Raw genomic sequence first — 24056 nt, forward strand, 5'->3', positions numbered from 1 at the left:
TCATGAAGCTCCGCCGTCGAGGGCCGCCCGCACGAGCTCGTCGAGCCCCATCGAGTCGATCGCGTCATCGGCGTCGTCCCCGGCGGGGGCTGCCTGGTCGCCGCCGGACAGGTGCAGCAGCGCGTCGAGCACGCCGATCTCCCTGAGCCTGGCCATGGACAGCGACGCGAACAGCGCCCGTACCCGGGCCTCCTCCTCGTCGACGATCGCGGCCCCCTCCGTGTCCGGCAGGAGTCGCGCGATCACGTGAGCGGCGAGGGCCTCAGGGGTCGGGTAGTCGAAGATGAGCGTGGACGGCAGCTTCAGCCCCGTCGCCGCCGTGAGCCGGTTGCGCAGCTCGATCGCCCCGAGGGAGTCGAATCCGAGGTCGCGGAACGGCTGGTCGGCGTCGATCGTCTCGCGGCCTGCGTGCCCGAGTACCATCGCGATCTGGCCGAGCAGCAGGTCGATCACCACGCCCCGCCGTTCCGCGCCGGGGAGGGCGGCCAGCCTGTTCCGCAGCGCGGACACCGGCTGCGTGTCGTCCGCCGCCGTCCCGTACCGCTCGGTCAGTTCCCGGTAGCGGGGCAGCTCGCGCAGCAGCGGGCTGGGACGGCCGACGGTATACGAGCGGACGAACCGCTCGTGGTCGATGTCGGCGACCACACTGGCAGGTTCGCCTCCCGCGACGAGACCGCCCAGCGCGGCGACGGCGAGCCCGGGGTCCATCGGGCGCACGCCCATGCGGCGGGACGCCTCCTGCGCCGCGGCCGCGTCCGCCATGCCGCTGCCCGCCCAGGGCCCCCAGGCCACCGAGGTGGCCGCGAGCCCGCGATCGCGGCGCCAGCCGGCCAGCGCGTCGAGCACCGCGTTGGCCGCGGCGTAGTTGCCCTGGCCGAGGCTGCCGAGCGTGCCCGTGGCGGACGAGAACAGCACGAACGCCGGCAGGTCCAGATCCCGGGTCAGCTCGTCCAGCAGGAACGCCGAGGTCACCTTGGCGCGGAACACGGTCTCCAACCTGTCCTGAGTCAGCCCGTCCACCACGCCGTCGTCGACCACGCCCGCGGCGTGCACCACCGCGGTGAGCGGGTGCTCCGCCGGGATGCCGCCCAGCAGGGCGGCCAGCGCGTCCCGGTCGGCCGTATCGCATGCGGCCACGGTCACCCGGGTGCCCAGTCCCTCCAGCTCGTGGCGCAGCTCGGCGGCGCCCGGGGCGTCCGGGCCACGCCTGCTGACCAGCAGCAGGTGCTCGACGCCGGTCCCGGCCAGCCACCGGGCCACGTGCCCGCCGAGCGCGCCCGTGCCACCGGTGATCAGCACGGTTCCGTACGGCTTCCAGTCGCCCGACGGTCCGGCGTGGGCCCGCACCAGCCGCCTGACGTACGTGCCCGTGACCCTGACGGCGGCCTGGTCCTCGCCTGCCGCGCCTGACAGCAGGCTCGCCAGCCGTCGTACCGCTGCCCGGTCGACGCTGTCGGGCAGGTCGATCAGGCCGCCCCACCGCTGCGGCTGCTCCAGCGCGGCGACCAGACCGAGCCCCCACACGGCGGCCTGCGCCGGGCTTCGCACCGCATCGCCTGGACCGGCCGCGACCGCACCGCTGGTGAGGCACCACAGCGGCGCGTCCACACCGGCATCGCCTAGGGCCTGGAGGAGCAGCGTGGTCATCACCAGCCCCTCGGGAACGTCCGCGGCTTCGGAAGGCGTTCGCAGGGACAACAACGACACGACCCCGGCGTACGGCCCGGCATGCGCGCGGAGCCGCTCGGCCAGCGCGACCCGGTCCTCCGGTGTGGCGGTCAGGTCAGGCACCTCCAAGCGCACGACCTCGGCTCCTAAGAGCCCGAGCGCGTCCGGCACCGCATCGGTCCAGGCGCCTGCCGCCTGTCGCGCGGGAAGCACCACCAGCCAGGGGCCGCTCGCGCGCCGGCCGGGCGGCTCCCCGATGAGCGGCTGCCAGGTGATCCGGTACCGCCAGGCGTCGATGGCGGATCCGTGATCCTGCCGCCCTGCCGTACGCACCGGCTCCGGCCAGAAGCGCTCGTGCTGAAAGGCGTACGTCGGCAGGTCCACGAACCCGGCCCCGGTCCCGGAGAACACAGCAGCCCAATCGGGGCTCAATCCACCCACGTGCAACCGGGCGAGTGCGGTGACGACGGCCTCGCGCTCATCGCGGTCCCTGCGCAGCAGGGGCACCAGCTCGACCTCGGCCTCCGGCGGGAGCATGTCGCCCGCCATCGCCGTCAGCGTGCCGTCGGGGCCGATCTCCACGTACCTGGTCACCCCGGCCTCGTGCGCCGCCCTGATCCCGTCGGCGAACCGGACGGTCCCGCGCACGTGCTCCACCCAGTAGTCCGGCGAGCACAGCTCGTCGGTGGCGAGTCCGCCGGTCACGTTCGAGATCACGGGGATACGCGGCGGCGCGTAGGTCAGCCGTTTCGCGACCGCCCGGAAGTCCTCCAGCATCGGCTCCATGAGCGGTGAATGGAACGCGTGCGAGACGCGCAGCCGCCGTGTCTTGCGCCCGCGCTCCTCCAGCACGCCCGCCACGTCGAGCACGGCGCGCTCCGCTCCCGCGATCACCACCGCCTCAGGCCCGTTGACCGCGGCGAGGGAGACCTCGTGCCCGTCAAGGAGCGGCAGGACCTCCTCCTCGGTGGCCTGGATGGCCACCATCGCGCCACCGGCGGGGAGCCGCTGCATGAGCGTGGCCCTGGCCGCCACCAGGGCGCACGCGTCCTCGAGCGACAGCACGCCCGCCACGTGCGCCGCGGCCAGCTCGCCGACCGAGTGCCCCGCCAGCACGTCAGGGGTGAGCTGCCACGATTCGAGCAGGCGGAACAGCGCCACCTCGACCGCGAACAGCGCCGGCTGGGTCCATCCCGTCTGGTCGAGCAGCACGGCCTCCTGCGTGTCCGCCGCGGCGAAGAGGATCTCCCGCAGCGGCCGGTCCAGCCGGACGTCCAGGTGCGCCAGCACGGCGTCGAGCGCGTCGGCGAAGACGGGGAAGCGCTCGTACAGCTCGCGGCCCATCCCCGCCCGCTGGGCGCCCTGGCCGGTGAACAGGAACGCCGTCCTGCCCGCCCGTCCCACCCGGCCCTCGATCACGTGAGGCGCCGGGCTGCCGTCCGCGACCGCAGTCAGGCCGTCCAGGAGCTCCTCACGGCTCGCGGCCAGGACGGCGAGGCGCCGCCGGAAGCTCGACCGGGTCGTGGCCAGGGAGAGCGCGAGCTCGGCCAAGCCGATCTCGGAGTGGTCGGCAAGGTGGTCCAGCAGGCGCCGCGCCTGCGCCCGCACCGCCGTCGGGGTCTTGGCCGACAGCGGCACAGGAAGCAGGCCGGGGCGCACAACGGCCGGATCGACGCTCGCCTCGGTGGGAGGCGGCTCCTCGATGATCACATGGGAGTTGGTCCCGGTGGCGCCGAAGGACGAGATCGCGGCACGGCGCGGGCGCCCGGCGGCGGGCCACGGCCTGGCCTCGGTCAGCAGCTCCACCGCACCCGCCGACCAGTCCACATGCGCCGACGGCGCGTCCACGTGCAGCGTCTTCGGCGCGATGCCGTGCCTCATCGCCATGACCATCTTGATCACTCCGGCGACTCCCGCCGCCGCCTGCGTGTGGCCGATGTTGGACTTGACCGATCCGAGCAGCACCGGCCGCTCGCGGTGCCTGCCGTACGTCTCCAGCAGGGCCTGGGCCTCGATCGGGTCGCCCAGTTTCGTACCGGTGCCGTGTGCCTCCACCACGTCCACGTCGGAGGAGGCGAGCCCGGCGTCGGCGAGTGCCCGGCGGATCACCCGCCGCTGGGAGGGGCCGCTCGGCGCGGTGAATCCGTTGGACGCGCCGTCCTGGTTGACGGCGGAACCGCGCAGGATCGCGAGCACGCGATGGCCGTTGCGCCTGGCGTCGGAGAGCCGTTCGACCACGAGCATGCCGACACCCTCCGCCCAGCCGGTGCCGTCGGCGGCGTCGGAGAACGCCTTGCACCGGCCGTCAGGGGACAGTGCACCCAGCTCCCCGAACTCGATGAAGCCCACCGGGGTGGACATCACGGTCACGCCACCCGCCAGGGCCAGCGAGCACTCGCCCGAGCGCAGCGCCTGGGCCGCCAGATGCAGCGCCACCAGAGACGAGGAGCAGGCGGTGTCCACAGTCACCGCAGGACCCACCAGGCCGAAGGCGTACGACACGCGGCCGGAGATCACGCTGGCCGCCTGGGCCGTCTGCGCGTGGCCGAGATGATCGCGAGGTGGCTGGTAGTCGCCGCCGGTGGCGCCGACGTAGACGCCGACCTCGTCGCCCCGCAGGCCGGCGGGGTCGACACCGGCGCGTTCCAGTGCCTCCCAGACCGCCTCCAGGACCAGCCGCTGCTGGGGATCCATCACCATCGCCTCGCGCGGCGAGATGCCGAAGAACCCCGGGTCGAAGTCGGCGACGTCGTAGAGGAAGCCGCCCTCGGCGGCCGCGCTGCGGCCACGTCCGTCGGGACCGCCCTGGGCCAGGACGGCGAGATCCCAGCCCCGGCCCGTGGGGAACGGGCCGACCGCGTCCGCCTCGTCCCCGACCAGCCGCCACAGGTCCTCTGGCGAGCGCACCCCGCCGGGGAACCGGCAGCTCATGCCGACGATGACGATCGAGTCGTCGATGGGCACGGCCGGGCGCGTGCCGGTGTCCTCGCCCGGCTCCACCTCACCGAGCAGCTGTCCCACCAGGTGCCCGGCAAGGTCCTCCGGTGTCGGGTGATCGAACACGAGCGTGGCGGGCAGGGCGAGCCCGGTCGCGGCCTTGAGCTGGTTGCGCAGGTCGACCGCGGTGAGCGAGTCGAAGCCGAACTCGCGGAAGGCCCGGCCGGCGTCGACGGCGGCTCCGTCCGCGTGCCCGAGTACGGCGGCGGCCTTGGCCGTCACCAGGTCGAGGACGAGCCGGGTCCGCTCGGCCGCGGGCAGCCCCAGCAGGCGTTCCCTGAGCGCGGGCTCGCCGTCGTGAACCTCGTCGGCCACCTTGGCCTGCGGGATCTCGTCCAGCAGCGGCGTCGGACGCAGCGCGAGGAAGGCCGGGGCGAACAGCTCCCATGCCACGTCGGCGACCGTCATCGCGCTCTCTCCGCCGGCGACGACCCGGCCCAGGGCGCCCAGTGCGAGCTCGGGTGCCAGAGCGGGCAGGCCGTTCAGTCTCAAGTGCCTGTCCATGCCATCGCCTCCGGCCACGCCGCCGTCCGCCCATGCCGACCACGACACGGCGATCCCGGTCAGGCCTCTGGAGCGACGTGCTTCGATCAGGGCGTCCCTGACCGCCTCTGCGGCAGCGGACGCGGCGCGTCCGGCGACACCCCACACCCCGGCCACCGAGCAGAACAGGACGAACGCATCCAGCTCCCGGTCGTGCAGCAAGGCATCCAGGTTGGCCGCTCCGGCGACGTGGTCCGTGACGGCCACGGTCAGGTCCGCCGGCTCGGTGCCGTCCAGAGTGGCGGGGGCGGCCGGTTCGTCGGCGTAGATCACCGCGTCCGGTGGGAACTCCGCCAGGACGGCCGCCAGCGCCTCCCGGTCCGCCGGGTCGCAGTACCTGACCGTCACTCGGGGGTCGGAGGGCTCGGCTGAACCGGGCCGCCCGGCCAGTACCACCCGCTCGGCGCCCGCGTCGGCCGCCCATCGGGCGATGCGCTCCCCGGAGGCTCCGGTGTCCCCGGCGACCAGGACTGTGCCGCGAGGCCTCCAGGACCCGTCGCCGCCCGCCGCCGGTACGAGCCGCCGGCCGAACACACCGGAGGCGCGCAGGGCGGCCTCGCTCTCGCCTCCGGCAAGCACACCGGCGAACCGGGCGATGACCCGCCGGTCGAGTGTCCCGGGCAGGTCGATCATGCCGCCCCACCGTCCAGGATTCTCCAGCGCGGCGACCCGGCCAAGGCCCCAGACGGCGGCCTGCTCCGGATGCGGCGGCACGTCGGACCGGCCCACGGAGACCGCGCCTCGGGTGACACACCACAGAGGCGCGGCGACACCCGCGTCGCCCAGCGCCTGGAGAAGAGCCGCCGTCAACGCGACCCCGGCCAACTCCGCGCCGTCCGCCCGATTCCGACCCGGCAGACCGGCATCGTCCGTCCCGGCAAGCGCCAGCAGGGAGATCACACCGGCGAACGCCTCGTGTGCCCGCAGTTCCGCCAGCCGTACGGCCAGCGTCGCGCGGTCGGCACGCGTGACGTCCAGCCGCACCAACGCGTCGGAGCCGGCGAGTGCGGCGCCCACGATATCGAGCACCTCCGCCCCCTGCCCGGCGGGAACGGCCACCAGCCATCGCCCGGACGGACCGCCGGACGGCAGGCGGGCCAGGGGCTTCCACACCACCCGATAGCGCCACGAATCCACGAGAGTGTGCTCGCGACGGGCACGGCGCCAGGACGACAGCGCGGGCACCAGCGCCGACAGCGAGTCCGCCTCCACCTCCAGCGTGGCCGCCACCGACTCCACGTCGGCCCGCTCGACCGCGGCCCAGAACTCCGCGTCCACCGGATCCGCCGCCTGGCCGCCGGCCACGGCTTCCGGCCAGAACCGCCGACGCTGGAAGGCGTATGTGGGCAGGTCGACGCGGCGCGCGCCGCATCCGGCGAAGAGGGGCCGCCAGTCGACCGCGAGCCCGTGGACCTGCAGCCGGACCAGCGCGTCCACGGCCGACGACTCCTCGCCGCGGTCCTTGCGCAGCAGCGGCACGACCAGCGTCCCCGCCTCGGTGCCGTCGCCCGCCAGGCAGTGCTGGGTCATCGCGGACAGTACGCCGTCCGGGCCGAGTTCGATGAACGTGCTCACGCCAGAGCCCCGCAGGGTGCGGACGCTGTCAGCGAAGCGAACTGCCTGCCGCGCGTGCTCGACCCAGTAGTCCGGCGAACAGAGCCGCTCGGCGACGGCGAGCTCGCCGGTCAGGCTGGATACGAACGGGATCGCGGGCGGCGAGAATCTGAGCCCGCGGATGGCCCGGCGGAACTCCTCCACCATGGGGTCCATCAGGGGTGAATGGAAGGCGTGGCTGACGGACAGCCGGGTGGCCTTGCGGCCCTCCGTCACGAACCGGGCGGCGATCTCGGTGACCGGTTCCTCGGCTCCGGCGATCACCACCGCAGAAGGCCCGTTGACCGCCGCGATCGAGAGCTCGCGGCCGTCGAGCATCCGGAGCACCTCGTCCTCGGTGGCCTGTACGGAGACCATCGCTCCCCCCGCCGGCAGGGCCTGCATCAGGCGACCGCGGGCGGCGACCAGCGTGCACGCATCGGCCAGCGTCAGCACCCCGGCGACGTGCGCCGCGGCGATCTCGCCGATCGAGTGCCCTGCCACCAGATCGGGCAGCAGCCCCCACGACTCCGCCAGGCGGAACAGGGCCACCTCGACGGCGAACAGCGCGGGCTGCGTCCACTGCGTCTGGTCGATCAGCTCCGCCTCGGGCGATCCGGTCTCGGCGAACAGGATCGTCCGCAGCGGGCGGTCCAGCTCGACGTCGAGCTGGGCGAGCACCGCGTCCAGCGCACGGGCGAACACCGGGAACCTGTCGTACAGCTCCCGGCCCATGCCGGGGCGCTGGGAGCCCTGCCCGGCGAACACCATCGCCGACAGGCCGCCGATCGGCGCGGCCTCACCCCGCGCGATCTCCGTCACGCCGTCGGCACCGGCCAGCAGCACCGCGCGGTGGCGGAACATGGACCTGCTCGTCAGCGAGTAGCCGACGTCAAGCGGGTCGAGGGCACGACCGGCGGTCACGACCCGCTCGACCTGGGCTCGCAGCGCCTCAGGGGTCCGTCCGGAGACCACCCACGGCACGACGGCCGCCTGCCTGCGCTCCCCGGCCTGCGACTCCTGGCCCCGCACTTCTGCGGGCGCCTCTTCGAGGATGACGTGGGCGTTGGTTCCGCTGATCCCGAAGGCGGAGACACCCGCCCGCAGCGGCCTGCCGTACCGCGCCCAATCCCTAGCCTCGGCCAGCGGCTCGACCGCCCCTGACGACCAGTCCACGTGCGACGACGGCACCTCGGCGTGCAACGTCCTGGGCAGCAGGCCGTGCCGCATGGCGAGGACCATTTTGATCACACCGGCGACGCCCGCCGCCGCCTGCGTGTGGCCGAGGTTGGACTTGATCGACCCCAGCCACAGCGGGTGGTCCCGGTCCTGGCCGTAGGTCGCGAGCAGGGCCTGGGCCTCGATCGGGTCACCGAGAGCTGTGCCGGTGCCGTGGGCCTCGACCGCGTCGACCTCGGCCGGTGACAGCCCCGCTGCGGCCAGCGCCCGGCGGATCACCCGCTGCTGCGACGGGCCGTTCGGTGCGGTGAGTCCGTTGGACGCGCCGTCCTGGTTGATCGCCGACCCGCGCACGATGGCGAGAACCGGATGGCCGTTGCGCCGGGCGTCCGACAGGCGCTCGAGCACGAGCATGCCGACGCCTTCCGACCAGCCCGTGCCGTCCGCCGCGTCGGAGAACGCCTTGCACCGCCCGTCGGGAGCCAGGCCGCCCTGGACACTGAACTCGACGAACGAGTCTGGGCTGGACATCACCGACACGCCGCCCGCGAGCGCCAGCGAGCATTCGCCGCCGCGCAGGGCTCGGGCGGCCCAGTGGAGAGCGACCAGGGAGGACGAGCACGCGGTGTCGACGGTGACGGCGGGGCCCTCAAGCCCCAGCGTGTAGGACAGCCGACCGGACATGACGCTCGCCGTGGTGCCGGTGGCCACATGTCCGCGCACGTCCTCGGCCGAGGACTTGAGCAGGCCGATGTAGTCCTGTCCGTTGGTGCCCACGAACACACCGGCGTCGCTGCCCCGCAGGCCCATGGGGTCGATGCCGGCCCGCTCCAGTGCCTCCCACGACACTTCGAGCACCAGGCGCTGCTGCGGGTCCATGGCCAGCGCCTCGCGCGGTGAGATCCCGAAGAACTCGGCGTCGAACTCGGTCGCGTCGCTGAGGAACCCGCCCACTGTGGTCGCCGACAGCCCGGCGGCAAGAGCCTTCAGGTCCCAGCCCCGGTCGCCGGGGAAGGCGGAGATGCCGTCCCCGCCGTCGGCCAGCATCCGCCACAGCTCCTCGGGAGAGCTCACGCCACCGGGGAACCGGCAGCTCATGCCGACGATCACGATGGGATCGCCGTCCTCGGCGGCAGCCCGTACGGCGGGCACCAGGGTCTCTCGCTCGCCGAACAGCTCGCCCAGGAGGAAGTCCGCCAGCACGCCCGGGTTGGGCTGGTCGAACAGCAGCGTCGTCGGCAGGGCCAGACCGGTGGCGGCGGCGAGCGCGTTGCGCAGCTCGACGGTGGTCAGCGAGTCGAAGCCCAGATCCTTGAACGGGCGGTCGGGTGCGATGCCGTCGGCGTCGTCGTGCCCGAGCACCGCGGCGACCATGCCGCGCAGCAGGTCGAGCACGGCCCTGCTCCGCTCCGATGGGGACAGACCGGCCAGCCGCCGGTGGAACGCGGGCTCTGCCGTACCTGCTTGATCTGCCGCCCTGGCCAGCTCGGGAAGGTCACTGACCAGCCGGATCGCCCCGAAGACGCCCGCGAATCGGGTCCAGTCGACGTCGGCAACGGTCAGCGTCGTGTCGCCGTGCTCCATCGCCTGCCTCAGCGCGACGACCGCCAGGCCGGGAGGCAGAGGCTCAAGACCGGCCCGGCGCAGCCGGTTCGCCACGGTGTCGTCCGCGGCCATGCCGGACCCGGCCCACGGTCCCCAGGCGATCGACGTCGCCGTGAGCCCACGGGCGCGGCGGTACTCCGCCAGCGCGTCGAGCACGGCGTTCGCGGCGGCGTAGCCGGCCTGGCCGGGCGAGCCGAAGGTCGCGGACGTGGACGAGAACAGCACGAACGCCGACAGGTCCAGGTGCTCGGTGAGCTCGTGCAGGTTGAACGCGCCGACCGCTTTCGATCGCAGGACCGTGGAGAGCCGCTCGGGTGTGATGCCGTCCAGCACCCCGTCGTCGAGCATGCCCGCCGTGTGGAAGACCGCGGTCAGGGGCAGGTCCTGCGGGATCCCGGCGAGCATCGCGGTCAGGGCGTCGCGGTCGGCGACGTCGCAGGCCACGACGCTGACCCGGGCGCCGAGGGCGGTGAGCTCGTCCCGCAGCTCGGCCGCGCCGGGCGCATCGGGTCCACGGCGGCCGACCAGCAGCACGTGCGCGGCACCGCCGCGCGCCGCCCAGCGGGCGACCTGCGATCCGATGCCACCGGCGCCGCCCGTGATCAGGACGGTGCCGGCACCGAACAGCCCGGCCTGCGCAACGTCCGCGCGAAGCGGCGCGTGCACCAGGCGGCGGCCGAAAACCCCAGAGGAGCGTACGGCAAGCTGATCCTCGCCACCGGTCAGCGCATCGACCAGACGTGAGGTCGTGACCGAGTCCAGGTTCTCGGGCAGGTCGACGAGCCCGCCCCACAGGTGCGGCTGCTCCAGCGCCATGGACCGGCCGAGCCCCCACACGGCGGCCTGCACGGGCCTGGTGACCGGCTCGGAGCGTCCCACCGACACCGCGCCGCGGGTCACGCACCACAGGGGCGCCTGGGTCCCGGAGTCGCCGAGCACCTGAGCCAGCACGACCGTCGCCGCCAATCCGGCGGGTACCCCGGGATGGTCGGCCAGCTCCCGCTCGTCCAGGGCCAGCAGCGACACGATCCCGGCTGGCTGCGGTCCGGCGGAGCACAACTCCCGGATCCGCGCGGCCAGCACTGCCCGATCGGGTTCGCCGACCTCGATCCGGTCGCCACCCAGCGCATCCGCCAGCGACGCCGCCCACGCCTCGCCCTCTGGCACCACCACAAGCAATCGGCCACGCGCGCCTGGTGAGGACGGCGGCAGCGGCTTCCAGACGGACCGGTACCGCCAGCCGTCCACGGCGGAGCGCTCCTTGCGGCGGCGACGCCACGAGGACAGCGCGGGAAGCACGGCCTCCAGTGTCTCGCCACCGACCCCCAAGTCCGCGGACAACGCCGTCACGTCGCCGCGCTCAACGGCGTCCCAGAAGCCCGCATCCGCAGCATCGGAGGCGGCGGGCACAGCCTTGGCGTCCGGCCAGAAACGCCGCCGCTGGAAGGCGTACGTCGGCAGGTCGACCGCCTCGGCGCCGGTGCCGTCGAAGAACTCCCGCCAGTCCACGGCGACGCCACGGACGTGCAGCCGGGCCACCGCGTCCGTGACGGCCCGCCGCTCGGCCCGGTCCCGGCGCACCAGCGGAATCGTCCGCACCTCGGGACGGTCGGCGAGGTATTCGGTGACGACGGCCGTGAGCACGGCGTCGGGGCCGAGTTCGAGGAAGGTGACGACGCCCTGCTCGGCCAGGGCGCGCACGCCGTCGCCGAAGCGGACGGGCCGCCTGATGTGCTCCACCCAGTACTCCGCCGAGCGGAGCAGATCGGCGTCCGCCTGTTCGCCGGTCAGGTTCGACACGATCGGGATCTGCGGGGGCGCGTACGACAGTCCGCTCGCGACCCGGTGGAAGTCGTCGAGCATGGCGTCCATCCGCGGCGAATGGAAGGCGTGGGAGACCTGGAGCCGCTTGGTCAGCCGCCCTTCCGCCGCGAAGTGCGCGGCGATCTCCAGGACGTCGTCCTCCTCGCCTGACACGACCAGCGACACCGGGCTGTTGACCGCCGCGATCGAGACCCGCTCTTCGCGCCCGGCCAGCAGCGGGAGCACCTCCTCCTCACCGGCCTGGACGGCGAGCATCGCCCCGCCCGCGGGCAGCGCCTGCATCAGGCGGGCACGGGCGGCCACCAGGGCGCACGCGTCCGGCAGGGAAAGCACGCCCGCGACGTGCGCCGCGGCGATCTCCCCGACCGAATGTCCCATGAGGTGATCGGGCTTGACCCCCCAGGACTCCAGCAGGCGGAACCCGGCCACCTGGAAGGCGAACAGCGCCGGCTGCGTGTAACCGGTCTCGTCCAGCAGTACGGCGTCCGCCGTACCGGCTGGGGCGAACAGCACCTCCCGCAGCGGGCGGTCCAGGTGCGCGTCCAGGTGGGACAGCACCTCGTCGAGCGCCTCTGCGAAGGCGGGGAAGCGGTCATACAGCTCGCGGCCCATCTCGGCTCGCTGGCCGCCCTGCCCGGTGAACATGAAGGCCAGGGACCCGCGGACGACGGGGACGCCGGTGAGCCGGCCTTCGGCTAACGACCGCAGCCCCTCGACGAGCTCCTCGCGGTCCCACCCGGCCAGCGCCGCTCGGTGGTCGAGGTGAGAGCGCGAGGTCGCCAGCGAGAACGCCACGTCCGTGAGGTGGAGCTCCGGCGACTCCTCCAGCAGGGACAGCAGCCGCCCCGCCTGGTGACGCAGTGCCCGGCCGTCGACGCCGGAGACGAGCACGGGGACGACGACCGGCTCGGTCTGCCGTACCCGGGCAGCCGCCGGAGGCGCCTCCTCCAAGATCGCGTGAGCGTTGGTGCCGCTCAGGCCGAACGACGACACCGCCGCCCGGCGCGGACGCCCGGCGCGCACCCATTCTCTCTGCTCCGTGAGCAGCGCGATCGCGCCGCTCGACCAGTCCACGTGCGACGACGGCGCGTCCACGTGCAGCGTCCTGGGGAGCAGGCCGTGCCGCATCGCCATGACCATCTTGATCACGCCGGCGACGCCCGAGGCCATCTGGGTGTGGCCGATGTTGGACTTGACCGAGCCCAGCAGCAGCGGGTCGTCCCGGTCCTGGCCGTAGGTCGCGAGCAGGGCCCGTGCCTCGATCGGGTCGCCTAGCGCGGTGCCCGTCCCGTGTCCCTCGACGGCGTCGACCTCCGCCGGCGAGACTCCCGCGTTGGCCAGGGCCTGCCTGATCACGCGCTGCTGAGCCAGGCCGTTGGGCGCGGTCAGTCCGTTCGACGCGCCGTCCTGGTTGATCGCCGACCCACGGATCACCGCGAGGATCGGGTGCCCGTTGCGCTGGGCGTCGGACAGCCGCTCCACCAGCAGCAGGCCGACACCTTCCGCCAGACTCATTCCGTCGGCGCTGTCGGAGTAGGCCTTGCAGCGGCCGTCGGGGGCCATGGCCCGCTGGCGGCTGAACCCGATGAAGGCATCGGGAGTGGACATCACGGTCACGCCACCGGCCAGGGCCAGCGAGCTCTCGCCGTCGCGCAGCGACTGGCAGGCCATGTGCAGCGCCACCAGCGACGACGAGCAGGCCGTGTCGAGCGTGACGGCCGGACCCTCCAGGCCCAGCAGGTACGACACGCGTCCGGACAGGATGCTCGGCACGGTGCCCGTGACCAGGTGACCTTCCAGGCCCTCGCCCTGGCCGGCCATGGCGGTGCCGTAGTCCGCGTAGCTGGCGCCGATGAAGGCGCCGGTCAGGCTCCCGCGCAGGGACGTGGGGGCGATCCCGGCCCGCTCGACGGCCTCCCATGCCGTTTCGAGCACGATCCGGTGCTGCGGATCCATCGCCAGCGCCTCGCGGGGCGAGATCCCGAAGAAGTCCGCGTCGAACTCCGCCGTGTCGTGGAGGAAACCGCCCTGCGTGGAGTACGTCTTGCCCGGTCGGCCCGGATCGGGGTCGTAGAGCCCTTCTGCGTCCCAGCCACGGTCGGCGGGGAATCCGGAGATCGCGTCGACACCGTCGAGCACGACCTGCCACAGGTGCTCCGGCGAGTGGACTCCGCCCGGATAGCGGCAGGCCATGCCGATGATCGCGATCGGCTCGTCCGCACCGGACCGCACCTGGCCCGCCACGGCCACCGGTCCTGCCACGGACCCGGCGATCTCGGCGCGCAGGAACGCCGCCAGCGACTCCAGGTTCGGATGGTCGAACACGACCGTACTGGGCAGCGTCAGGCCCGTCGCAGCGGCCAGCCGGTTGCGCAGGTCGACCGCCGTCACCGAGTCGAAGCCCAGGTCGCGGAAGGCCCGCCGGTCGGCGACCGCGTCGGCGGAGGTGTGCCCCAGCGCGGTCGCCGCCTGTGCGCGCACCAGCTCCGCCAGGAGCCGGTCCCGCTCGGCCGCTGGCAGCCCGCGCAAACGGGTGACGAACTCCCCCACCCCTGCGGTCGAAGCCGGTTTCTCAGCCAGATCCCGTACGGCGGGCAGTTCGTCGAACAGGCGGCTCTGCCGTACGGAGGTGAAGACCGGGAAGTAACGCTCCCAGTCGATGTCGGCGATCGCGAGCACCGGCTCCTCGCCCGCCAGCGCGTGCCCCAGCCCTTCGAGCGCCAGGTCGGGCTCCATGAACACGAGCCCGCTGCGCAGGATCTGCTCGGGATCGACCCGGCCCAGCTCCCGGTCGTCCGACCAGATGCCCCAGGAGATCGAGGTGGCGGGCAGCCCGCGAGAACGCCGGTTCTGCGCCAGCGCGCCGAGGAAGGCGTTGCCCGCCACGTACGCGGCGTGCCGGCCGCTGCCCCACATGCCCGCCATCGAGGAGAACAGCACGAAGGCGTCGAGCTCGTCGGTGTCCAGTAGTTCGTCCAGGTGCCGGGCGCCGAGCACCTTGGCCCGCACGACCTCGGCGAACGCCTCCAAGGTGATCTCGTTCAGTGAGTGCAGCTCGATGGAGGCGGCGGCGTGCACCACCGTACGGATGACGTGGCCCTCCGCCCGCAGCTTGGTCAGCAGGCCGGCGAGGGAGTCGCGATCGGACACGTCGCACTTCTCCACCGTCACGGCCGCGCCCAGCTCGGCCACCAGTTCGGGGGCTCCCGGGGCGTCCATGCCGCTGCGGCTGACCAGCACCACGTGCTCGGCTCCCCTGCCCGCGACCCAGCGGGCCACGTGCGGGGCGAGCGTTCCCGTGCCGCCGGTTATCAGGGTAGTCCCGCGCGGTGTCCATCTGCGCTCGGGCTCCCGGTCCGCCGCGGGCACCACGCGGCGGGTAAACAGGCCGGAGGGTCTGATCGCGAGCTGGTCCTCGTCACCGCCCGCGAGGGCGCTCGCCAGGCGCCGCGCCGCGCGCTGGTCGAGCGTCCCTGCGGGCAGGTCGATCAAGCCGCCCCACCGTCGCGGATGCTCCAGCGCGGCTGTCCAGCCCACGCCCTGGACCTGCGCCTGGACGGGGTTGGTGACCGGATCCGCCCGGCCGGTGGAGACCGCGCCATGGGTGAGGCACCACAGCGGCGCGTCGATGTCCGCATCGCCCAGCGCCTGGACGAGCGCGACGGTCAGCGCCAGTCCTGCGGTCAGCTCCGGGTGGCGTTCCGCTGGCTGTTCAGCCAGGGCCAGCAGGGATACCACGCCGGAGACAGGCTCGGTGAACGCCCGCGCCAGCACCTCTCGGTCGAGGTGCGACTCGTCGAGCACGATCCTGTGGACCCGGGCCCCATGCGCGGTCAGGGCGTCGGCCACGTCCTCGTCCGCCACGCCCTCGGTCGTGACGAGCAGCCACGTGCCCGCCAGCGAGACGGAGGCCAGGCCGGTCACCGGACGCCACTCGACGCGGTAACGCCAGGAGTCCAGCGTGGACCTGGCCCGCTGCCTGCGACGCCACGACGACAGCGCGGGCAGGACCGCGGCCAGTGCCTCCTGGCCGACGTCCAGCCCGGAGGCCAGCGAGTCGAGGTCCTCCTGCTCCACCGCCGTCCAGAACCGCTCGTCCACCGAGCCGGGTTTCCCCGGCTCGGCGCGCTGGATCCAGAACCGCTCCCGCTGGAAGGCGTAGGTGGGCAACTCCACGCGGCGGGCGCCGCTTCCGTCGAAGGCCGCCCGCCAGTCGACGGGCAGACCGCGCACGAACACCTCGGCCAGGGAGGTCAGGAAACGCTCCGCGCCGCCCTGGTCGCGCCGCAGCGTCCCAGCGACGACCGTGCCCTCGGCGGAGCCCTCGGTCGTCTCCTGGATCGCGCCTGTCAGCACAGGGTGCGGACTGACCTCGACGAATGCCCGGTGCCCTTCGTCCAGCAGCCGGCGTACGGCCAGCTCGAACCTGACGGCCTGCCGCAGGTTGCGGTACCAGTAACCGGCGTCCAGCTCCGTGCCGTCCAGCCACTCCCCGGTCACCGTGGACAGGAACGGCACCCCGGCCCGCTCAGGCGTGATCGCCGCCAGTGCCCTCGGGAGCTCCTCCTGGAGCCATTCGACATGGGCCGAGTGCGAGGCGTAGTCGACCGCGACCCGGCGGGCTCGCACGCCCTCCCCTGTCAGCCGCTGCGACAGCTCTTCGATCGCATCGAGGTCGCCGCTCACCACGACGGAGCGCGGCCCGTTCACCGCGGCGACCGAGATCCGTTCCTTCCAGGGGCTCAGCCGCTCCTCGACGTCCCGCTCCGGGAGGGAGACCGACATCATCGCTCCGGCGCCGGCCAGCCGTCGGGCGATGGCCTGGCTGCGCACCGCCACCACCAGCGCGGCGTCCTCCAGCGACAGCGCGCCCGCCACGCAGGCGGCGGCGATCTCACCCTGGGAGTGCCCGATCACCGCGTCAGGCTCCACGCCGTGGGCACGCCACATCGCCGCGAGCGAGACCATCACGGCGAACGACACCGGCTGCACGACGTCCACGCGCTCCAGCGACGGCGCGCCTTCGGCCTGGCGCAGCACGTCGATCAGCGACCAGTCGACATACCTGCTCAGGGCCAGGGCGCACTCGGCGATGCGCTCGGCGAACACCGGGGACTCCTTCAGCAGGCTCGCGCCCATGCCCGCCCACTGCGCGCCCTGACCGGGGAACACGAAGACCGTCTTGCCCTCGACGTCCGCCACGCCCTGGACCACGCCGGGCGAAGGTTCGCCCGCGGCCACCGCCCGCACAGCGGCGGTGAGAGCCTCGCGCTCGCCGCGCACCACGACAGCGCGGTGCTCGAACGCCGACCTCGACGTCACCAGCGAGAAGCCCACATCGAGCGGATCGTGCTCGTCCACGTGCGCGGCCAGCCGCCCCGCCTGCGCGCGCAGCGCCTCCGCCGTCCTGCCCGACACCACCCAAGGCACCGGGCCGTGACGGTGGTCACCATCGACGGCCCCGGCTGGAGTCTCCGGGGCCGGTGCCTGTTCGAGGATCGCGTGGGCATTCGTGCCACTGATCCCGAACGACGACACGGCGGCCCGGCGCGGACGCCCGGTCTCCGGCCACGCCACGGCCTCGGTCAGCGGCTCGACCGCGCCCGAGGCCCAGTCCACGTGCGACGACGGCGTGCCGACGTGCAGGGTCTTCGGCAGCAGCCCGTGCCGCATCGCCATGACCATCTTGATCACGCTCGCCACACCCGCCGCGGACTGCGTGTGGCCGATGTTCGACTTCACGGACCCGACCAGGAATGGATTCTCCCGGCCCTGGCCGTACGTCGCGAGAAGGGCCTGAACCTCGATCGGATCGCCCAGGGCCGTGCCGGTGCCGTGTGCGTCGATCGCGTCGACCTCGGCCGGGGACAGCCGCGCGCCCGCCAGCGCCTGCCGGATCACCCGCTGCTGCGAAGGACCGTTGGGCGCGGTCAGCCCATTGGACGCGCCGTCCTGGTTCACCGCGGAACCGCGCACCACCGCGAGGATCGGATGCCCGTTGCGCCGCGCGTCGGACAGCCGCTCCAGCACGAGCAGTCCCGCGCCTTCCGCCAGGCTCATCCCGTCGGCCGCGTCGGAGAACGCCTTGCACCGGCCGTCGGCGGCCAGGGCCCGCTGGCGGCTGAACGCGACGAAGGAGACCGGAGTGGTCATCACCGTCACGCCGCCCGCCAGCGCGAGCGAGCTCTCGCCGTTGCGCAGCGACTGGCAGGCCAGGTGCATCGCCACCAGCGACGACGAGCACGCCGTGTCGACGGTGACCGCGGGTCCTTCCAGTCCGAGCACGTACGACACGCGGCCGGACAGCACGCTCGGGATGGTGCCGGTGACCTGGTGCCCTTCGGCGTCGGGGGCGTTCGAGCCGTACTCCTGGTAGCTGGAGCCGATGAACGTGCCCGTCGGGCTGCCGCGCAGCTCGGAGGGCTCGATCCCGGCCCGTTCGATGGCCTCCCACGCGGTCTCCAGCAGCAGGCGCTGCTGCGGGTCCATGGTCAGTGCCTCGCGCGGCGAGATCCCGAAGAATCCCGGGTCGAAGTCACCGGCGTCGTGGAGGAAGCCTCCGTCGAGGGAGTACGTCGTGCCCGAATGATCGGGGTCTGGGTCGTAGAGCCCTGCCGTGTCCCAGCCGCGGTCGGCAGGGAATCCGGAGATGGCGTCGGCCTCGTCGGTCACCAGTTCCCACAGATGCTCAGGCGAGCCGACGCCGCCGGGGAACCGGCAGGCCATCCCGATGATCGCGATCGGCTCGTCGGCGGGGCCGGCGGCGACGGTCCGCGCGGCGTCCGCGTCCGCCTCCTGCACGACCTGCGCCCGCAGGAAGTCCACCAGCGCGGCCGGGGTCGGGTGATCGAACACCAGCGTGCTCGGCAATGCCAGGCCGGTGACCGTGACCAGGCGCTTGCGCAGTTCCACCGCGGTCAGGGAGTCGAAACCCAGCTCGCGGAACGCGCGCCGCTCCGCGACCGCCTGGGCCGAGGCGTGCCGCAGCACCGCCGTCACCTCGGTGCGCACCAGTTCCAGCAGCGTGCGCCGCTGATCCTTCTCGCTCATGTCGCGCAGCTTCGCGATGAACGCCGGATCGCCTGCCGCGCTCTCGCGCTCTGCCCTGACCTCGGCGAGTTCGCTGAACAGGTGGCTGCGCCTGGCCGAGGTGAACACCGGATAGAACCGGTCCCAGTCGACGTCGGCGACCGTCACCACGGCATCCTCACCGCCGACCGCCCGGCTCAGCTCCCTGATCGCGAGAACGGGCGGCAGGAAGGCCAGCCCGCGTCTGAGTAAGTAGTCGGCCATGGTCTCCTCCACGGCCATCCCGGCTTCCGCCCACGCGCCCCAGGCCACCGACGTCGCGGCGACACCGCGCGCCCGCAGGTGCTCGGCCAGCGCGTCGAGGTAGGCGTTGGCCGCCGCGTAGGCGCCCTGTCCCGCACCGCCCCAGACGCCCGCGACCGAGGAGAACAGGACGAAGAAGTCGAGCTCGCGATCTCCGGTCAGGTCGGCCAGGTTGGCGGCGCCCGCCACCTTCGCGGTCATCACGGCGGCGAGCTCGGCGGCGTCCGCCTGATCGAGTGGGGCGACGGCCTGGCTCACTCCGGCCGCGTGGACGACCCCGGTGAGCGGGTGGTCGGCCGGGATGGCCTCCAGCACGGCGGCCAACGCCTCGCGGTCGGCCACGTCGCAGGTGACGACGCTCACCTCAGCGCCCAAGGCGACCAGCTCGTCGCACAGCTCAATCGCCCCTGGGGCGTCCATGCCCCGGCGGCTGGTCAACACCAGGCGCGCGGCGCCGCCGCCGCTCGCCAGCCACCGCGCAGTGGCCGCTCCCAGCGCGCCGGTCCCACCGGTGATCAGCACCGTGCCGCCAGAACCCGGCACCCTGCCGGACGAGCGCTCCTGGCCGGGGGTGACCGGACGGCGCCGCAGCCGGCGGCCGAACACGCCCGTTGCGCGGACCGCGACCTGGTCCTCGCCGTCCATTCCCGCCAGCACGCCGGCCAGGCCGGGCGCTGCCCGCCCGGCGACGACGTCGGGCAGGTCGATCAGGCCGCCCCACCGCTTCGGGTGCTCCAGGGCCGCAACCCGGCCCATACCCCACACCTGCGCCTGGAGCGGGCTCGTCACCCGGTCTCCGGCAGTCGCGGACACGGCGCCACGAGTGAGGCACCACAGCGGCGCGTCGATCTCCGCATCCCCCAGCGCCTGCAGGAGCGCGACCGTGAGCGCCAGACCGTCCTCCGCCGGCATCGACACCACGCCGGAGATCTCACCCAGCCCTCTGAGCCGGTCGGCGAGCGCCGCCCGGCCGCCGTCCGTCCCGTCCACCGGGAACCGCTCCACCCGCGCCCCGTGACCCTCCAGCGCGCCGACCACGTCGCCGTCCGCGATCCCGTCCGCGGTCACGACCAGCCAGGTCCCCTCCAGTACGGCGAGCGGAGGCGTACGGCGCGGCAGCCACTCCACGCGATAACGCCACGAGTCGAGCGTCGAGGCCTCACCCCGGCTCCGCCGCCACGACGACAGGGCGGGAAGCAGGGTGTCCAGCGAGGACGGGTCCTCAAGGGACAGCCCGAGGATCGCGGCCACGTCCCCGGCGTCGCCACGCTCGACCGCCTCCCAGAGCCGCGCGTCCGCCGGATCCCCTACCTGTCTCGCGGCAGGCTCAGGCCAGAACGACTCGTGCTGGAACGCGTACGTGGGCAGCTCCACCCGGCGGCCCCCGCGAGCCAGGACCCGCCAGTCGACACCGACGCCGTTCACGTGCAGCTCGGCCAGCGCGGTCATGAGGGCGACGCGCTCATCACCGTCGCCGCGCAACACGGGCACCAGCAGCGCGTCCGCCTGTTGGGGGAGGGCGTCCTGGGCCATCGCGGTGAGCACGCCGCCCGGCCCGATCTCCAGGAACGCGGTCACACCGGCCTGGTGTAACGCCAGTATCCCGTCGCGGAACCGGACCGCCTCCCGCACGTGCCGTACCCAGTAACCGGACGTGCACAGCTCGTCCGTGGCGAGCGCACCGGTCACGTTGGAGACGACCGGGATCCGGGGCGGGTGGTAGGTCATCGACTCGGCGACCGTCTGGAACTGCGCGAGCATCGGCTCCATGAGCGGAGAGTGGAACGCGTGCGACACCCGCAGCCGCTTGGTCCGGCGATCCCGTGCGGCCCACCCGGCCGTGACGGCCAGCACCGCGGACTCGGCTCCGGCGATCACCACTGACATCGGGCCGTTGACCGCCGCGACGGACACCTCGGACTCCCGCCCGGCCAGCGATGCGAGAACCTCCTCCTCGGTGGCCTGAATCGCCACCATCGCGCCGCCTGCCGGGAGCGCCTGCATCAACCGGCCCCGCGCGGTCACCAGCACGCAGGCGTCCTCCAGCGTCAGCACCCCGGCGATGTGCGCCGCGACGAGCTCCCCGATCGAGTGCCCCACCAGCGCGTCAGGGCGCACACCGTACGACTCGACCAGCCGGTAGAGCGCGACTTCGAGGGCGAACAGCGCCGGTTGTGTGTACTCCGTACGGTCAAGTAGCCCGGCGTCAGAGAAGAGAGCCTCGCGCAGCGAGGGATCCAGGTGGGACAGCACCTCGTCGAGGGCCTGGGCGAACACCGGGAACCGCTCGTAGAGCTCCAGCCCCGTCCCCACCCGCTGAGCGCCCTGGCCCGTGAACAGGAACGCCGTCCTCCGATCGTCCATGACCTGGCCGCGTACAGCTCCCGCCCGCCCCGTGGCCAGCGCCCGTAGCCCGGCCAGCGCCCCGTCACGGTCCTCCGCCAGCACGGCCGCGCGATGCTCGAAGGCCGAACGGGTGGTCGCCAGCGAGAACGCCACGTCGGCCAGGTCCACGTCGGGACGCTCTTCCAGGTGGGAAAGCAGCCGCGCGGCCTGTTCCCGCACCGCCTGCTCCGTCCTGCCGGAAACCGGCAGAGGCAGGCCCGTCACCTGCCTCACGACCGGGAGCGTCCCGGCGCCGCCGTCCTGTTCGATGACGAGGTGGGCGTTGGTGCCGCTGAAGCCGAACGACGACACGGCGGCCCGGCGCGGGCGGCCCGTCTCAGGCCACTCGCGCGCCTCGGTCAGCAGTTCCACCGCTCCGGCCGCCCAGTCGACGTGCGAAGACGGCGCGTCCACGTGCAAGGTCTTGGGCACGATGCCGTACCGCATGGCCATGATCATCTTGATCACGCCCGCGACGCCCGCCGCTGCCTGCGTGTGCCCGATGTTCGACTTGATCGACCCGAGCAGCAGGGGCCGGTCCTCCGGCCTCTCCCTGCCGTAGGTCGCAAGCAGCGCCTGCGCCTCGATCGGATCGCCCAGGGTGGTCCCGGTTCCGTGTCCCTCGACCACGTCCACCTCGGCCGGGGACAGGCGTGCTCCGGCCAGGGCCTGGCGGATCACCCGCCGTTGGGAGGGGCCGTTCGGCGCGGTCAGGCCGTTCGACGCGCCATCCTGGTTGATCGCCGATCCGCGCACGACGGCGAGCACTTCGTGCCCGTTGCGCCTGGCGTCCGACAGGCGCTCCAGCACCAGCACGCCGACGCCCTCGGCCCAGCTCACCCCGTCGGCGGCATCGGCGAACGACTTGCACCGCCCGTCCGCCGACAGCCCGCGCTGCCGGGAGAACTCGACGAACGCCCCCGGCGTCGCCATCACGGTCACGCCACCGGCCAGCGCGAGCTCGCATTCGCCCGCGAGCAGCGCCTGCGTCGCCAGATGCACCGCCACCAGCGAGGACGAGCAGGCCGTGTCGACCGTCACGGCCGGTCCCTGCAGGCCAAGCGTGTAGGAGACCCGCCCGGAGACGACGCTCGCGGCGGTCCCCGTGCCCCGGTAGCCCTCGAACTCGCTCGCGCCGAGCATCCCGCTGTAGTCGGAGTACATCACCCCGGCGAACACGCCCGTCGAGCTGCCCCTGAGCGAGACCGGGTCGATCCCGGCCCGCTCGACCGCCTCCCAGGAGGCCTCCAGGAGCAGCCGCTGCTGCGGGTCCGTCGCCATGGCCTCCCTCGGGCTCATCCCGAAGAAGTCCGCGTCGAACTCCGCCGCGTCATGCAGGAACCCGCCCTGCCTGGTGTACGAGCTGCCCGCGTGGTCGGCGTCCGGATGGTAGATCGAGCCCAGGTCCCAGCCACGGTTGACAGGGAAGCCGGTGATCACGTCACGACCCTCGGCCACCAGCCGCCACAGGTCCTCCGGTGAGGTGACGCCCCCCGGATAGCGGCAGCTCATCCCGACGATCACGACCGGGTCGTCGGCGACCGGCATGACGGCAGCGGGAACGGCCACGTCGTGCTGCGCACCCAGCACCTCGTCGAGCAGGAACTCCGCCAGCACGACCGGCGTGGGGTAGTCGAACACCTGCGTCGCGGGCAGGCGCAATCCCGTCGCCCGGCTCAGCCCGTCGCGCAGTTCAAGCGCGGTGAGGCTGTCGAAACCCAGCTCGCGGAACTCCCGCCGGGCGTCGACGAGGTCCGGCGAGGCGTGCCCCAGCACCAGCGCCACCTGGGTCCGCACGATGTCGAGCACGGCCCGCAGCCCGTCGGCGCGCTCCATTCCGGCCAGCCACCGGACCAGCGCTCCGCCGGCCGCCGCGGACCCCGAGGCCGCCGACCGGCGCGCCGCCCTGACCAGCCCTCGGAGCAGGTGCGGCACCTCGCCGTGCGCACGCACCGCGGCGAGGTCGATCCTGACCGGAGCCACGACCGGCCGTCCTGCCCGTACGGCGACGCCGAACAGCGCAAGTCCCTCGTCTGCGGTGAACGCCGACATCCCGGCGCGGGCCATCCGCCGTGCTTGGACGTCGTCCAGCGCTCCGGCCATCCCGGTGTCCTGCGCCCATGGTCCCCACGCGAGCGACACCCCGGGCAGCCCTTCTGCCCTTCGGTGCTCGGCCAGCATGTCGAGGAACGCATTGGCCGCCGCGTAGTTGCCCTGGCCTGCGGCTCCCACCGTGCCCGCCACCGACGAGAGCAGGACGAAGGCGGCCAGATCCAGCTCGCGGGTGAGCCGGTGCAGATGCCAGGCCGCGTCCACCTTCGGCCGCAGCACCGCGTCCAGCCGCTCGGCGGACAACGACGGCATCGTTCCGTCGTCCAGCACCCCGGCGGCGTGGATGATCGCGGTCAGCGGGTGCTCCGGATCCACGAGAGCGAGCAGCGCCGCCAGTTGGCTGGGTTCGGCCACGTCGCAGGCGGCGATCGTGACGTCGGCTCCCCTGGCGACCAGGTCGGCCCACAGCTCCACCGCGCCAGGCGCGTCCATGCCCCGGCGACCGGCCAATAGCAGATGCCGTATCCCGCGCTCGGCCACCACGTGCCTGGCCAGCAACGTCCCCAGAGCACCGGTGCCACCCGTGATCAGCACGGTCCCCTCGGGATCCCACGCCCGGCCATCCCTGGACTCGCCGTCCGGATCGTCACCGACCCGCGCCAGGCGGGGCACCAGAATCTCGCCCTGACGGATCGCCGCCTGCGGTTCCCCGGAAGCAAGCACAGCGGCCAGCGCCTCGGGCGACGCCTCGTCCAGGTCCACCAGCACGAACCGGCCCGGGTTCTCCGACTGCGCGCTGCGGACCAGACCCCACACCGCCGCTGCCGCGAGATCGGTGAGCGAGTCCCCCTCGCGCGCCACCACCGCGCCCCGAGTGA

At 73.3% G+C, this 24056-nt stretch carries 1 protein-coding gene (running past one end of the window); it reads right to left on the reverse strand.

Going from position 1 to position 24056, the window contains the following annotated elements; genetic code table 11:
- Window positions 1-24056, reverse strand: the 3' portion of a protein-coding gene (locus FHR32_RS45050) for a type I polyketide synthase (protein ID WP_184758695.1). The gene runs 3748 nt beyond the window's last position; the window shows 24056 of its 27804 coding nt (coding positions 3749-27804); its start codon lies beyond the right edge, outside the window; the stop codon is at window positions 1-3.

This window comes from Streptosporangium album (assembly GCF_014203795.1).
In the GTDB taxonomy this organism is placed as follows: domain Bacteria; phylum Actinomycetota; class Actinomycetes; order Streptosporangiales; family Streptosporangiaceae; genus Streptosporangium; species Streptosporangium album.